The following is a 13,461-nucleotide window of genomic DNA, read 5'->3' as shown; positions in this document are numbered from 1 at the left end:
ATGTTATACATCATCAATCGAATAATTCATCTTCGATACGTGCTAATTCGTCGCGTAACTTGTAGACAAACTTTAGCTTACGAATATTGTCTGCTGCGGCTTCTAATGTGCTCACGTCATCGCTTTGAAGCTGCTCGGCAAGGGAGGCGCTAAACTCTGTATCTAACGCTTTAATCTGTGTTTCGAACTCTGCAATCGCGCCGTCAGGATCCGCCGCATCAGGTAATTCTTCTAATGCTTCGCGCAGCTCCATCTGTTGCATTAAAAACATCGGATCTTGCAACGTTTGTTGCTCTGCACGTATGTCTACACCCTTTTCGCTTAGCATATACTCGGCGCGTTTAACTGGGTGTTTAAGTACCGCTAGCGCGTCATTGATCTCTGCGGTTTTCTGTACCGCGAGCAACTTCTCACGCTCACTTTTACCAGCAAATCTATCTGGGTGAACTGCACGCTGTAGCTCTAAATAACCTTGATTTAGTTTGTTTAAATCAACGTGATAATCAACAGGTAAATCAAATAATTCAAAATAACGCATACGCACCTAATACAGCAAAGCCCCACCAAGGCAGGGCTTTAAGCTATTCACTGTTGCAAACTATACGGTGAAGCTTTCGCCACAGCCACATTCGTCTTTCTGATTTGGGTTATTGAATTTAAACCCTTCATTCAGACCTTCTTTTGTGTAATCAAGCTCTGTGCCGTCGATATAAACTAAACTTTTTGCATCAACGATGATTTTGACATCTTTGTCTTCAAATACTTCGTCGCCTTCATCTAAGTCGTCGACAAATTCGAGAACATAAGCAAGACCTGAACAGCCCGTGGTTTTAATACCAACGCGCAGCCCTATGCCTTTTCCACGGTTACTCAAAAAGGCTAATACGCGATTAGCGGCTGCATCTGTTAACGTCACTGCCATAATAGTCTCTTACTTCGCTTGTTTACTCTTATAATCTGCAATCGCAGCTTGAATCGCATCTTCTGCCAAAATTGAGCAGTGGATTTTCACTGGTGGCAACTCAAGCTCAGCGCTGATATCAGTGTTTTTGATAGTGGAAGCTTCTTCTAACGATTTACCTTTCACCCACTCAGTCACAAGGGATGATGATGCAATCGCGCTACCACAACCATATGTCTTGAATTTCGCATCTTCGATGATGCCTTCTTTTGACACTTTAATTTGTAGTTTCATTACGTCGCCACATGCAGGTGCCCCCACCATGCCCGTTGCTACGCTTGGATCGTTCTTGTCTAAAGAACCTACGTTACGTGGATTCTCAACGTGGTCGATAACTTTATCACTGTAAGCCATAACTATTTCCTCACTACCTGCTTGCGGCTGGATAGTATCCAGCCAGCGGCTAAAACTTGCTTAATGGTGTGCCCATTCAACGCTATCTAAGTCGATGCCATCTTGGTGCATTTCCCAAAGCGGTGACATCTCACGTAAGCGACCAATAGAATTCTTAAGAAGATTGACGGTGTAATCGATCTCTTCTTCTGTCGTAAAACGACCAATACTGAAACGGATTGAGCTGTGTGCTAATTCGTCATTACGACCTAGAGCACGCAGTACATAAGATGGCTCTAAGCTCGCCGATGTACATGCAGAACCTGAAGAAACCGCAATGTCTTTAACTGCCATTAGTAGACTTTCACCTTCAACAAAGTTGAAGCTGATGTTTACAATGCCAGGTACTGATTGGTCGATAGCACCATTAAAATAAACTTCGTCCATATCCATTAGGCCGTCCAATAGACGCTGACGAAGCGCACTGATGTGTGCATGGTCTTTTTCAAAGTCTTGCTTAGCAATTCTAAATGCTGTGCCCATACCCACGATTTGATGAGTAGCAAGAGTACCAGAACGCATACCGCGCTCATGACCACCACCGTGCATTTGTGCTTCTAAACGCGCACGTGGCTTACGGCGTACGTACAACGCACCGATACCCTTCGGGCCATAAACTTTGTGGCCCGAAAATGACATAAAGTCTACTTTCAATGTTTGTAGGTCGATTAGTACCTTGCCAGCACTTTGCGCCGCATCAACATGGAACATGATCTTGCGCTCACGACACATCTCACCGATAGTCGCGATATCTTGAATAACACCTAGCTCGTTATTAACGTGCATTACGCTCACTAAAACAGTGTCTTCACGCATGGTTGCTTCAAGCTTTTTCAAGTCAAGTAAGCCGTTGTCTTCAACATCCATATACGTCACTTCAAAGCCTTGACGCTCAAGCTCACGGCAGGTGTCTAGTACTGCTTTGTGCTCTGTACGAACGGTGATGATGTGTTTACCTTTCTTTTTATAGAACTGCGCAGCACCTTTGATTGCAAGGTTGTTTGACTCAGTTGCACCAGATGTGAAAACGATTTCACGCGGATCAGCGTTGATTAAATCAGCGATATCATTACGCGCCTGATCAACCAGTTCTTCTGCTTGCCAACCGAAACGGTGTGAACGAGAAGCTGGATTACCAAAGTTACCATCCATTGTCAGGCACTGCATCATCTCGTCTGCAACACGCTGATCAACCGGAGCGGTTGCTGCATAATCTAGATATATCGGTAATTTCATTTATCTCTCCGCTTGACGTCAACCTAGAGTTGACAGCTCACTTGAATATTGTCTAATTGCTCGATAACACGTTTAACGTGCTTATCTTGCCGCGTTGCTACGGATTGAACATCCGCGTCGGCGACTAACTCGGCTAGGGAAATACTGTTTAAAAATTCTTCAATTCGCACACTTAAATCAGACCACAATGAATGAGTTAGACAGCGCATACCGCTTTGGCAGCCGCCGCCTTCGCCGTGACAACGTGTTGCGTCAACGGACTCGTCAACAGCATTGATCACATCACCAACGGAAATTGTGTGTGCATCACGGCCTAATAAGTAGCCGCCGCCTGGACCACGTACAGAGCTAACTAAGCCATGTTTACGTAGACGGGCAAATAATTGTTCAAGGTAAGATAGCGAAATCTCTTGTCGTTCAGAGATATCGGCTAGTGGAACAGGGCCAATACTTGCGTGTAACGCAACATCTAACATTGCTGTCACGGCGTATCTGCCTTTTGATGTCAGTTTCATGCATAACCCCCGCTAATTTACCAAGCCGCAAATTTTAATTACTTGACTAAGATAGTCAAGTATTAACCAAGCATAATAACGGCTTTAAATCTGCAACCCTCGTATGCCTACCCAAAATACCCGAGTAATTTAATCAGGTATTATGGATATTGTAATTACCTGAGTATTTTAGTCAAGTATTAGTGATGAAGATTTATGCAAGATTTCACAAAAGGAATGGTTGACATTTAGACAGTAGAAATATAACAGTATTGGCGCGCCGAGTTGGCCAATACTGTTATCTTGTTTGGTTTACTTGTTAGTAGATTTATCTATCGAACTTAGGATCCCACGTAGAATATTAAGTTCTTGATCTTCCGGTCTAGCACGGTTGAACAAACGCTTTAGCTTGGTCATTACCATGCCCGGATGCTGTTTGATGATAAAGCCAGTGTCATTCAGGGTATTTTCAAGATGCTCGTAGAATAACTCCATCTGCTTTGATGATGGGTAAATCGTTTCATCCACTTCTTCTGGCTGCTTTTGTTGCGTGTCTAAGTATGTCATACGCGTTTCGTAGGCCAACGTTTGCACTGCCATCGCAAGATTAAGCGAGCTATACTCAGGATTAGCCGGAATACATACGTGATAGTTGCACAACTGCAGCTCTTCGTTCGACAAGCCACTGTTTTCTCGACCAAATACCAATGCAACTGGGCCATTCACCGATTCAGCAACCAATTTTTGTGCACACTCACGCGGGTCTACCATTGGCCACGACAAAGTGCGTGAGCGCGCACTCGTGCCAATAGTTAAAGCGCAATCAGCAATCGCCTCTTGAAGTGTATCGACTTTAGTCGCTGCACCCAACACGTCTGTTGCGCCAGCCGCCAATGCACTTGCATGGCTGTCCACTTCACATGCAGGGTCAACTAAGTAAAGCTTAGATAACCCCATCGTCTTCATCGCTCTCGCAACAGAGCCAATATTGCCAGAGTGTGAGGTGTTCACTAATACAATTCGAATATCTTCTAAAGCCATTTACACGAGTCTCAAACAAAAATAATGGCGCAGTGTAGCATATCTAATTTGCGTTTTTCCAAGCTCCACAACCAGAAATTAAAAATCTTTATGTAGCAACGAAGTACAAAAAACAACCAGAGAAATTCACAATTGGTTATTTACTTTAGAGAAAAAACCGCTAGAATACGCCGGCTCAAAATGATCCTGTTCTTTTACAACCTAAAGGTAATGCTATGCATCCAATGTTGAACATTGCGGTACGCGCTGCGCGTAACGCAGGTAAGATTATCCTACGTGCAAGTGAAGATTTATCGCGCGTTGAAGCTACTCAAAAAGGCACAAATGATTTAGTAACTAACATCGATAAAGATGCGGAATCAATCGTTCGTGACACAATTTTAAAATCTTACCCTGATCACGCTATTGTTGGTGAAGAATTTGGTCATCACGAAGGCAAAGATGCAGACTACCTTTGGGTTATCGATCCTCTAGACGGTACAACTAACTTCGTTAAAGGTATCCCTCATTATGCTGTTTCTATCGCGCTAAGAGTTAAAGGTCGCGTAGAGCAAGCTGTTGTATACGATCCAATCCGCGACGAATTATTTACTGCTTCTCGTGGCCAAGGCGCACAGCTAAACAACAAACGTATTCGTGTATCTAAGTCTATTGAATTACAAGGCACTGTGCTTGCAACAGGTTTCCCTTTCAAGCAAAAGCACCACATGGATGCCTACCTAGAAGCGTTCAAAGCATTATTCATTCATACAGCTGATATCCGCCGTGCGGGCTCTGCAGCTTTAGACATGGCATATGTTGCTGCAGGTCGTATGGATGGCTTCTTTGAAATTGGCCTTAAGCCTTGGGATACAGCAGCCGGTGAGCTGTTAGTAAAAGAAGCAGGCGGTATGGTCACTGATTTTGCAGGCGGTGCTAACTTTAACCGTAGCGGCAACATCATCTGTGGCGCGCCTAAGCTTTGCCAAGCGATTGTAAAAGAAATTCGTCCAGTATTAACTGAGTCATTGCTAAAATAATAACTCTGGCTTAGATACAAAAAACCCAAGCTCTGCTTGGGTTTTTTGTATCTGATTGAGTCTAAGAATAACCATAGTAAGAGCTAACTGTTATTCCAAACTCAGGTATTTACGTTGAGCGTCAGATACCTACTTAATTTCAACACGGGCTGAGCGCATCACGATTTCATCGTTTAGCTCAATACCAAGCCCCGGTTCTTCTGACACTGTAAAGATACCATTCTTAGGCTGTGGGTCTTGCAAGCATAGCTCTCTGTTCCACTTTTTGATTGCGTAAGTATGGTGCTCATGGATCAGGAAGTTTGGGATCGCGGTTTCCAAGTGTAATGAAGCTGCGGTTGCTACCGGGCCGCCACAGACATGCGCCTGAATACGGATATCAAAGATATCGGCGTAATCACATACCTTCTTAGTTTCCGTAAAGCCACCACATAGGCCAATATCTGGCTGCAGTACATCAATACTTTGATCTTCAAAATAAGGGCGAACACCCCAGCGATTATACAAACGCTCACCACCAGCGATTGGTACAGAGGTCTTGTTGGCTACCTTTGCATGTAAAGAGTGGTTAAGATAATTCACTGGCTCTTCATAATACATACAATCAAATTCTTCAGCGATGTCTGCAATTTGAATGGCTGATGTCGCGCCTGGTAAGCTGTGGCACTCAAAAATAATGTCGACTTCATCACCTACCGCTTCACGTATTGCTTTCATTCTTGCACGGTATAATTTCATTTCCGCGCGCGAGATAAGCTTAGTTCTATCGTAATAGGTGTTACCATCTTTATCGTACTGAATTGGGTCAACTTTAACCGCATCGTACCCTTCAGCAATGGCTTTGTGAGCCGCTTCAGCATATTCGTGTGGTTGAACTAGTGCTTTAAACTCGCTATCCCAGTCAAACTGTAATTGTGAGGCATAGGTGCGAAGCTCAGGGTTCACTTTACCACCAAGCAACTGATAAACAGGTAGGTTTAAGGCTTTACCTTTAATATCCCAAAGCGCGGTATCTATTGCTGACATTGCCGCATATACCACAGGTCCGCCACCTAAACCCCAAAAGCTTTCTCTGAGCATACGCGACCAAAGCAGCTCGGTTTGAAACGGGTCATGACCAATTAAAAAAGCTTCAGCCATTTCTTTGATCATACTGGCCGCAGCGCTGTGGCCGAGATCGTATGCAAGCCCAGCTTCACCAACCCCTGAAATGCCTTCATCGGTGTGAATACGAACAAAAACGGGTGTCCAAGCAGGTCTATCTGGACAATGAATATCGAAAACTTCGACGCGATTAACTTTCATGTTGACTCCTATTGAGCAAAGCTTGGGTCTAGGCGGTAAGCTTTACGAAGCATTGCGGGCCATGCTAATTGACCACCGGTGCTACCGCTATGCACGACATTCGCTTGGTTATATATGTTATCAATAATGGGTTGTGGTACAGGTACGGCTTGTTGTCCCGTTGCTTGAATCGCAACTTGAATCTCGCATGCACGCTGTAAGTCATAAAAACGCATAAAGGCATCGCCTACCGTTGGTCCAACAGTTAAACCACCATGGTTCACCAGCAGCATATGATTGGTTGTACCTAAGTCATCTTGCAAGCGCTTTTTTTCATCCATATTCACTGCTAAGCCTTCATAGCCGTGATACGACAGTGATGGTAAGGAGAACATACTATGCTGACTCAAAGGCAATAAACCACATTCTACACTTGCGACTGCGATCGTCTCTTTGGTATGGAGGTGGATAACGCAATGCGCATCTTCTCGCACCTCATGGATCGCACTGTGAATAGTAAAGCCCGCCGGATTAATCTCAAATGGCGTATCATCAAGAATATTCCCTTCAAGATCGACCTTCACCAAATTAGAAGCGGTGACTTCATCAAAGGTCAGGCCAAAGGCGTTTACTAAATAATGATCCGTACCCGGCAAACGCGCCGACATATGCGTATAAATTAGATCTCCCCAACGAAAGTGCTCAACCAGTCGATAGCAAGCGGCAAGGTCAACACGCAGCTGCCATTCTTCTGCGCTTACTTTGTCTTTTAAATTTAACTGAGGTAATTCGAACATGGGGATCCCTTATTGACTCCACATTTGGATGTATAGAAGTCTAAATTAGCTTAATTATATCTTCAACTAAAAACCACCGCGAACGGTGGTTTTTTATCATCTTTGATATCTAACTTTGGTGTTATTCAACTTTAGATAGATACTCTGCAATCGCATCGATTTCAGCGTCAGTGACATTAGCAACCATCGCTTTCATTGCTGCTGTCATACCGTTATTACGTTTACCTGATTTGATATCTTTCATTTGCGCCGCTAAATACTCTTTGCTTTGACCATTTACCTTCGGATACAGAGGCATGATCGGTGCTTTACCTTCTGCACCATGACAGGTTTGGCACATCTTTGCTGTATACAATGCTTTACCATCTGCAGCCATTGAACTTGCTGAACCTAGTGCGCAAATTGCCACCGTAGTCCCTACTAGTAGTTTTTTCATCTTGCTCATATCATTACTCTTTTTATTGACGGTTAACGTTGTAAGTCAGTGTAGACTAAAGTTTGACCTAAAGCCTAATCACTACCACATCAAATCATCTGGGACTTCAAAGTCAGCGTAAGGGTCATCCTCATCACCTTGCTGATTGTCCTCAACATGGAAAACGATATACTTCTCGTCTACCTCTGCAATCTTTCTAGCAGGTTCATCTTGTAGTACGTAGAACTGCTCTTCTAATACACAAATCGCTAAACGCCCCTTTGATAGCGCTTTTTGTGTTTCGGAATTAACTTCTAACTCCTTCACCTTATTTTGATATGTGAAGTTAAAGGTCACATTACCGCGGATCTCATCTTGGTTATGGTGTTCTAAGATCTGCTTCACGCGAGCAATTTGCTCTTTATCTTTTAGCGTTTCTTGCTTCGCTTTATTTAGCTCTTCGGCACGCTTTTGCTGCTCAAGCTTTGTCTGCTCAATATGTTTTTGAAGGTCTGTTTGGTCGCTCGTTGCGCCTTTTTTCTTTTTCTTCTGCTGTTTACGCTTTTGTGTTTTTGCAACTTTCGCTTTGTGCTCAGTTGTTAGACCTGCTTTTAGCAACTGATCTTGCAGTGAACCCATCATGCAACTCCGTAAAATAGACTTTTCACTATTTTAACTCAGCAATTTCGATTGACCAGAGAGGAATCGGTCAATCTAATGTAAAACTACCAAAATTATTGTTGCGCATCGTGATTTAGCGCAAAAAATTGTCATCTAGTTTGCTTTAATTTAAGCTAACCCATCGAAATTAAACGCCTTATTGCTTAATGCCCGTCATTCATCTATTGCTTTGCTCTGTGACCATTTTTTTTGTGCTTTACGCGCCGCAGCCGCTGCTGGCCGAGTTTGCAGAGCAATTTAATGTATCGGCGTCAGATGCGGGCATGCTGATGTCAGCAACTATGCTACCTCTGGCTATCGCGCCAATCTGCTACGGGTTATTGCTGGCAAAGTCCAATCCGCTGCGCATTTTAAAATGGACCATGCTGCTCTTGGCACTCAGCAGTTTAGCATTTGCTTCAATGACTTCGTTTTCAGGGCTATTGTTTGCTCGGTTAATTCAAGGGCTATTATTACCTGCAGCACTCACTGCGATGACAGGTTATATCGGCCAACAATTTAGTGGCTCACAGTTGAAAAGAAACATGAGCTTGTACATCGGAAGTACCATAGCCGGAGGTTATTTTGGCCGTACACTTGCAGCCAACTTTACTGTCTGGTTTGAGTGGCAAAGTTTCTATTACCTAAACGCATTGTTATTGATTGTGCTGGCATTTAGCATTCGAGCCAGCAAAAACAAACCACCAATAATTCACGCGACAAGGATCAGGGATTACTTGGCACCACTCAAGCAATCGCGCCTAGTGAGATTATACAGCTCTGTATTTTGTATGTTTTTCTGCTTCGCGGGGCTACTCAACTTTTTACCTTTTATACTCAAGTACGACTTTAATTTAACTGATCCCAGTAAAGTGGGCTGGGTCTATACAGGCTATTTAGTTGGTGCTTTAGGGTCTATCGTTACACCTTGGCTACAAAGTAAATTTCATTCTACCTGGCGATTTTTAGCTGTGATGTTTTTAGTCTACGCTGCAACCATTGCGCTATTACCCGTGGCGTCTGTGTTCTTTTTTGTAGTCTTATTTACGCTGTTCTGCGGCTGTATGTTTGTGATCCATTCTACCGCTGCACCATTAGCCAACAGTATTAGTCAGGCACCTGCAACCGTCACCAATGGCGCTTATGTTTCATTTTATTATTCCGGAGGCGTGCTGGGATCTTACCTTCCGGGTTTGATTTATGAGCAAGCTGGTATCGCTTGGTTTTGTGCGTCACTTTTTATCGTTTGTACAGTCGGCTTAGCTCTGAGTTTGAGAAACACAGTCAACCCAGTGAGGTGAATGTCCTGTGACTTGCCAAAAGCGCTTTAAATCTTCGAGCGTTAACACCCAAGTTTTAGTATTCACTAGGGGATGGCACTGCCATAAGTGCGCAGATTGCAGTTCACTATCAAGCCATAATTCGACTCGTTGCTCGTTGTCGTTATGCAGTGTGAGTACTGACACACAGCCTTGTTCCACCCCTAAATACTTCGCTAATCTGTCCGTCGATGCAAAACCTAAACGCGACACCCCTTGAGATTTAGACAGCGCTTTTAGGTCGACTTGCTTATCTGCAGGAATAATAAAAAGAAAGTGTCGCTTTCCATAGTTATCTCGGAGGAAGAGATTTTTCAGTCGCGTCCCTTTTCTCTCTAACTTCAAGTTGTCAGCATCTAGACAAGTATGTAACGGTGGATGCTCATAATTGAGATAGTTGATATCTAACTGAGCGAGCCGCTCTGCAAGTGCACTTGGATTGTTTCTGATCACAAACACTTACCTCGTAACTGAACGCTACGCTGTCGCCAGTATACATCGGTAATTTTATGACCTGAATTACAGTAGTCCGCCTCAATCAAAGCCGGTTTTAATAAGGCGACAGCTTGCTCTTCTAGCTTGAGTTTTAGAGAGGGGGAATCTTCAATACGCTCAAACTCGGCAAAGCGTTTTAACTCTCTTCTTGATATTGGCTTACTTGCATCCAGCTCCATTCGAGGTGTTGCTTGTACCGTTACAATGAAAGCAAATTCTTTATCACCAGTTGGCGAAAGACGCTTATGAAGAGATTGTTTTTCGATAATAAGTTCAGGCTCATCAGGCTGTGATGCACAACTCGCTAGCAGCCCAATAATGAGAATAGAAAAGATATGACGCAGAACCATAATTCGCTTAATTCGTTTTATTTTCAGTTCAGTGTAACAAAGACTATAAAAAAATAGCGAAATTTTTTGTCTGGGGTTGACGGGAATATAAAAAATGATTAAATTTCGCTTCGTCCACTGACGGAATGTGGGGCTATAGCTCAGCTGGGAGAGCGCCTGCCTTGCACGCAGGAGGTCAGCAGTTCGATCCTGCTTAGCTCCACCACTTTCCGCACTTCTTACTTCTTACTTCTTACTTCTTACTTCTTACTTCTTACTTCTTACAAAATTAACCCTCTAAATCGAAAAGAAAAAAGCCCAAGTCTTTCGACCCGAGCTTTGCAGTTACTTATGTCATTCTGTGTATACCACTGAGTATAATTCTTCTATCTACTCAAGCAGCATCAGTTCATTATTCTCTGATTTGGCCTTCACCATTCACTAAAAACTTTTCGGTTGTTAGCGACTCCAAGCCCATAGGTCCGTAAGCGTGCAATTTGGTGGTAGCAATACCAATCTCGGCACCTAAACCTAACGCTGAACCATCACTAAAGCGTGAAGAGGCGTTAACCATCACGACGGAAGCATCTACACCGCGTTGGAACAAATCAGCAGCTGCTTTGTCTTCCGTACAGATAACTTCGGTATGGTGACTACCAAAGCGATCAATATGTGCAAGCGCTGCATTAAAATCAGCAACCTGACGAACCGCTATTTCAAGACTCAAGTATTCTTCGCCAAATTCGTCATCGCTTAACTCAACTGCATTATCAAAATAAGCTACGGTTTGCTTACACGCATTAATTTTCACACCCCTTTCTGCTAGTGCTGCAGCAACTTTCGGTAAAAAAGTCGGAGCGATATCTTGATGAACGATTAACCCTTCAAGCGCATTACATACACCAGTACGCTGCGTTTTACCGTTTAACAGAAGCGCCATTGCTTTATCGAGATCGGCCGCTTTATCTATATACAAGTGACACACGCCCTTAAAATGCTGGATCACTGGCACCGTACTATTCTCAGTAACGAAATTGATTAGACCCTCACCGCCACGTGGGATGATAAGGTCGATATATTCTTTTTGCTGCATCAGCTCCATTAACAACGCGCGGTCTGGATCCGGAATAACAGAAACCAACGCGGCAGGTAGATTATGTTTTTCGAGCGCCTGATGCATCGCTTTTGCGATCTCTAAAGAACTTGATAACGCTTCTTTACCACCACGCAAAATAACACCATTACCTGATTTAAAACATAGTGCACCGGCGTCAGCGGTGACATTGGGGCGCGCCTCATAAATCATGCAGACAACACCAAGTGGCACTCGCATTTTACTGATTTTAATGCCATTTGGTCTTACACCCATGTCTCTACGTGCACCCACTGGATCGTCCAGTTGAATGATGGTCTCAATGCCCTCAGCCATGCTTTCAATCCGCGCTTGGTTAAGCGTTAATCTATCTATCATGGCGTCGCTAAGCTGGTTATCACGAGCAGCAGCTAAGTCAGCTTCATTGGCTTTAATAATGGCATCGCTGTTATCACGGATCCCTTTTGCCATATCTGCTAACACTGCATTTTTTTGCTCTGTAGATAATAGTGCTAACTGTTTCGCTGCTTTTGCAGCCTGTGATGAAATATCTGTGATTAAACTCATGTCTTATGACTTCTCCAATAATGCAATATCTTGTTCTGAAATAACGGGTCCGATACTATCTTGAATTCTTTCGCTGATCGGATTCTCTTCATGTTCAGTTAAAAAGTTTAATAGGCAGCTACTGTAATTGGTGGTTGCTTTGGCTAAGCGCTTACCATCTTTGCTTCTCACGAGTACGGTATCTCCAACAGAAAACTCACCTTTTACTTCAGTGATTTCATCGCCACTTAACTGACCCACCACTTGATTTTCGCCTGAGCCATAATCGCTATCTACGACCAGCTCACCTTGCTCTGATGCTGTGTGAGTCATCCAATGCACTGCTTCTTGCATCGGTTTATCATAGGCTGTAAATACCGTGCCTGGATTTTTTCCCGCTAACAATAATTCAAAGGTTGTTTCTTCGAAGCCGTTAACAATATAAGTATCTATACCGTGAGACGTCGCCTTTTCAGCAGCTTCAATTTTGGTCTTCATACCACCGGTGCCAACCTTGCTCGTTGGACAACCTGCCATATCGTAGATTTCTTCAGTGATCTCTGTCACTTCTGAGATCAGCTCTGCATCTGCGTGTAAATTAGGATTTTTGTTATATAAACCACTGACATCGGAGCAAATAATTAGCCCATCGGCATCTGCAGCCCCCGCTACCATGGCAGACAAATTATCGTTATCTCCCACCTTCAAATCGTCTGTGGTCACGGTGTCATTTTCATTGATAATAGGCAGTATTCCATGATCGAGTAAAGTGAATATTGTTTCACGAATACTGGTATATCGCTCCCTGTCACGCAGGTCGCCATGAGTCAGCAATATCTGCGCCGACGGAAAGTCGAAGAAGCGGTCCCACGTAGCCATCATCTCGGTTTGGCCAGCTGCCGCCATCGCTTTTTTTACCGCAATGCTCGGCTGCTCTGAGTTTGGAAATAAGTGCGACCCTGCTGCGACTGAACCTGAAGAGACGAGGATCACTTCGATACCTCGGGCTCGACAACGCACGATGAATTGCGCGATGCTGAGTAAATAGCGGGATCGACACCCATCTTGCTCTGGCGCGATCAACGCACTCCCGATCTTGATTACTATACGTTTTGACTGTTTCATCGACATAAATTCCTGCATTAAATTAACCACCCACTCACGAGTTGGTACTCCAAATATCTCCTATTAGAAGACAACAGAAAGCGCAATGCATCGACCAAAAAGTCGGCAAATAGATAAAACAAACAGACGTGCGGCGGCGAAGACCTTAGTCCCATCATGTCGCCACACATGCTAAACCCAGACGCAGTAACAATCGTTAACTGGCTGACATTTCACTAATAGAAGATTGATTGTGACATCAAGTACTTAACCTT

16 protein-coding genes and 1 tRNA gene are annotated in these 13,461 nt (G+C 43.8%); 3 read left to right on the top strand and 14 right to left on the bottom strand.

The window, feature by feature from the left end; genetic code table 11:
• Positions 1-13: 13 nt before the first annotated feature.
• The 6 genes from hscB to trmJ form a co-directional block, all read right to left on the bottom strand.
• Positions 14-538, bottom strand: coding sequence for a co-chaperone HscB (gene hscB / locus MHN32_RS16450; protein WP_102057536.1), 525 nt, complete (start codon positions 536-538; stop codon positions 14-16).
• A 60-nt stretch (positions 539-598) separates the two neighbouring features.
• On the bottom strand, positions 599-922 hold the full coding sequence (gene iscA, locus MHN32_RS16445; protein WP_010378967.1) for an iron-sulfur cluster assembly protein IscA: 324 nt from the start codon (positions 920-922) through the stop codon (positions 599-601).
• Between the two features lie 9 nt (positions 923-931).
• On the bottom strand, positions 932-1,315 hold the full coding sequence (iscU, locus tag MHN32_RS16440; protein WP_010607219.1) for a Fe-S cluster assembly scaffold IscU: 384 nt from the start codon (positions 1,313-1,315) through the stop codon (positions 932-934).
• A 60-nt stretch (positions 1,316-1,375) separates the two neighbouring features.
• The gene (locus MHN32_RS16435; RefSeq protein ID WP_010378962.1) at positions 1,376-2,590 is read right to left on the bottom strand and encodes an IscS subfamily cysteine desulfurase; all 1,215 of its coding nucleotides are present in this window, start codon (positions 2,588-2,590) and stop codon (positions 1,376-1,378) included.
• 23 nt (positions 2,591-2,613) lie between these two features.
• Positions 2,614-3,105 (bottom strand): Fe-S cluster assembly transcriptional regulator IscR, encoded by a 492-nt coding sequence (gene iscR, locus MHN32_RS16430; protein ID WP_010378960.1) that lies wholly within the window; start codon positions 3,103-3,105, stop codon positions 2,614-2,616.
• A 291-nt stretch (positions 3,106-3,396) separates the two neighbouring features.
• A complete protein-coding gene (trmJ, locus tag MHN32_RS16425; protein ID WP_010607218.1) occupies positions 3,397-4,125 on the bottom strand; it encodes a tRNA (cytosine(32)/uridine(32)-2'-O)-methyltransferase TrmJ in 729 nt (242 codons plus the stop codon).
• Between the two features lie 215 nt (positions 4,126-4,340).
• Between trmJ and suhB the strand changes: the two genes are divergently transcribed.
• Complete coding sequence (suhB, locus tag MHN32_RS16420; protein WP_010607217.1) at positions 4,341-5,144, top strand: inositol-1-monophosphatase; 804 nt, start codon at positions 4,341-4,343, stop codon at positions 5,142-5,144.
• A 129-nt stretch (positions 5,145-5,273) separates the two neighbouring features.
• Here suhB and MHN32_RS16415 read toward each other — a convergent pair whose 3' ends face one another.
• The 4 genes from MHN32_RS16415 to MHN32_RS16400 form a co-directional block, all read right to left on the bottom strand.
• Entirely contained in the window at positions 5,274-6,449 is a 1,176-nt protein-coding gene (locus MHN32_RS16415) for a mandelate racemase/muconate lactonizing enzyme family protein (RefSeq protein WP_088531804.1), read from the bottom strand.
• A gap of 8 nt (positions 6,450-6,457) precedes the next feature.
• Positions 6,458-7,225: a class II aldolase/adducin family protein gene (locus MHN32_RS16410; protein WP_102057539.1), complete on the bottom strand. Its 768-nt coding sequence runs from the start codon at positions 7,223-7,225 to the stop codon at positions 6,458-6,460.
• A gap of 121 nt (positions 7,226-7,346) precedes the next feature.
• On the bottom strand, positions 7,347-7,670 hold the full coding sequence (locus MHN32_RS16405; protein ID WP_010607213.1) for a c-type cytochrome: 324 nt from the start codon (positions 7,668-7,670) through the stop codon (positions 7,347-7,349).
• A 72-nt stretch (positions 7,671-7,742) separates the two neighbouring features.
• Positions 7,743-8,279, bottom strand: coding sequence for a DUF2058 domain-containing protein (locus tag MHN32_RS16400; RefSeq protein WP_010378951.1), 537 nt, complete (start codon positions 8,277-8,279; stop codon positions 7,743-7,745).
• Between the two features lie 188 nt (positions 8,280-8,467).
• On the opposite strand from MHN32_RS16400, the gene MHN32_RS16395 reads away from it, so the two are divergent.
• Positions 8,468-9,601 carry an MFS transporter gene (locus MHN32_RS16395; RefSeq protein ID WP_239422335.1) on the top strand — a complete coding sequence of 378 codons (1,134 nt, stop codon included), beginning with the start codon at positions 8,468-8,470 and terminating at the stop codon, positions 9,599-9,601.
• Here the strand turns inward: MHN32_RS16395 and MHN32_RS16390 are convergent.
• Positions 9,560-10,072 carry a prolyl-tRNA synthetase associated domain-containing protein gene (locus MHN32_RS16390; protein WP_174170620.1) on the bottom strand — a complete coding sequence of 171 codons (513 nt, stop codon included), beginning with the start codon at positions 10,070-10,072 and terminating at the stop codon, positions 9,560-9,562. The two genes, MHN32_RS16395 and MHN32_RS16390, sit on opposite strands and share 42 nt — an antisense overlap.
• The gene (locus MHN32_RS16385) at positions 10,069-10,464 is read right to left on the bottom strand and encodes a hypothetical protein (RefSeq protein WP_017218483.1); all 396 of its coding nucleotides are present in this window, start codon (positions 10,462-10,464) and stop codon (positions 10,069-10,071) included. Before MHN32_RS16385 ends, MHN32_RS16390 begins: the two co-directional genes overlap by 4 nt.
• Positions 10,465-10,593: 129 nt before the next feature.
• On the opposite strand from MHN32_RS16385, the gene MHN32_RS16380 reads away from it, so the two are divergent.
• A tRNA-Ala gene (locus tag MHN32_RS16380) sits at positions 10,594-10,669 on the top strand.
• A gap of 186 nt (positions 10,670-10,855) precedes the next feature.
• Here the strand turns inward: MHN32_RS16380 and MHN32_RS16375 are convergent.
• Both MHN32_RS16375 and proB read right to left on the bottom strand, forming a co-directional pair.
• On the bottom strand, positions 10,856-12,103 hold the full coding sequence (locus tag MHN32_RS16375) for a glutamate-5-semialdehyde dehydrogenase (protein ID WP_174170619.1): 1,248 nt from the start codon (positions 12,101-12,103) through the stop codon (positions 10,856-10,858).
• Between the two features lie 3 nt (positions 12,104-12,106).
• Positions 12,107-13,207: a glutamate 5-kinase gene (gene proB / locus MHN32_RS16370; RefSeq protein ID WP_017218481.1), complete on the bottom strand. Its 1,101-nt coding sequence runs from the start codon at positions 13,205-13,207 to the stop codon at positions 12,107-12,109.
• Positions 13,208-13,461: the final 254 nt, after the last annotated feature.

Origin of the sequence: Pseudoalteromonas sp. Of11M-6 (assembly GCF_022347905.1) — a bacterium.
GTDB lineage: Bacteria > Pseudomonadota > Gammaproteobacteria > Enterobacterales > Alteromonadaceae > Pseudoalteromonas.
The sequence above is the reverse complement of the archived record's forward strand: the minus strand, read 5'-3'. Positions and strand labels throughout refer to the sequence as shown.

Bases quoted from the DNA above. Each gene is read 5' to 3' on its own strand.
- MHN32_RS16415 (WP_088531804.1), bottom strand. From the start codon at position 6,449: ATGAAAGTTAATCGCGTCGAAGTTTTCGATATTCATTGTCCAGATAGA.
- MHN32_RS16375 (WP_174170619.1), bottom strand. From the start codon at position 12,103: ATGAGTTTAATCACAGATATTTCATCACAGGCTGCAAAAGCAGCGAAA.
- iscR (WP_010378960.1), bottom strand. From the start codon at position 3,105: ATGAAACTGACATCAAAAGGCAGATACGCCGTGACAGCAATGTTAGAT.
- iscU (WP_010607219.1), bottom strand. From the start codon at position 1,315: ATGGCTTACAGTGATAAAGTTATCGACCACGTTGAGAATCCACGTAAC.
- MHN32_RS16410 (WP_102057539.1), bottom strand. From the start codon at position 7,225: ATGTTCGAATTACCTCAGTTAAATTTAAAAGACAAAGTAAGCGCAGAA.
- proB (WP_017218481.1), bottom strand. From the start codon at position 13,207: ATGAAACAGTCAAAACGTATAGTAATCAAGATCGGGAGTGCGTTGATC.
- suhB (WP_010607217.1), top strand. From the start codon at position 4,341: ATGCATCCAATGTTGAACATTGCGGTACGCGCTGCGCGTAACGCAGGT.
- MHN32_RS16395 (WP_239422335.1), top strand. From the start codon at position 8,468: ATGCCCGTCATTCATCTATTGCTTTGCTCTGTGACCATTTTTTTTGTG.
- trmJ (WP_010607218.1), bottom strand. From the start codon at position 4,125: ATGGCTTTAGAAGATATTCGAATTGTATTAGTGAACACCTCACACTCT.
- MHN32_RS16435 (WP_010378962.1), bottom strand. From the start codon at position 2,590: ATGAAATTACCGATATATCTAGATTATGCAGCAACCGCTCCGGTTGAT.
- MHN32_RS16385 (WP_017218483.1), bottom strand. From the start codon at position 10,464: ATGGTTCTGCGTCATATCTTTTCTATTCTCATTATTGGGCTGCTAGCG.
- iscA (WP_010378967.1), bottom strand. From the start codon at position 922: ATGGCAGTGACGTTAACAGATGCAGCCGCTAATCGCGTATTAGCCTTT.
- MHN32_RS16405 (WP_010607213.1), bottom strand. From the start codon at position 7,670: ATGAGCAAGATGAAAAAACTACTAGTAGGGACTACGGTGGCAATTTGC.
- hscB (WP_102057536.1), bottom strand. From the start codon at position 538: ATGCGTTATTTTGAATTATTTGATTTACCTGTTGATTATCACGTTGAT.
- MHN32_RS16400 (WP_010378951.1), bottom strand. From the start codon at position 8,279: ATGGGTTCACTGCAAGATCAGTTGCTAAAAGCAGGTCTAACAACTGAG.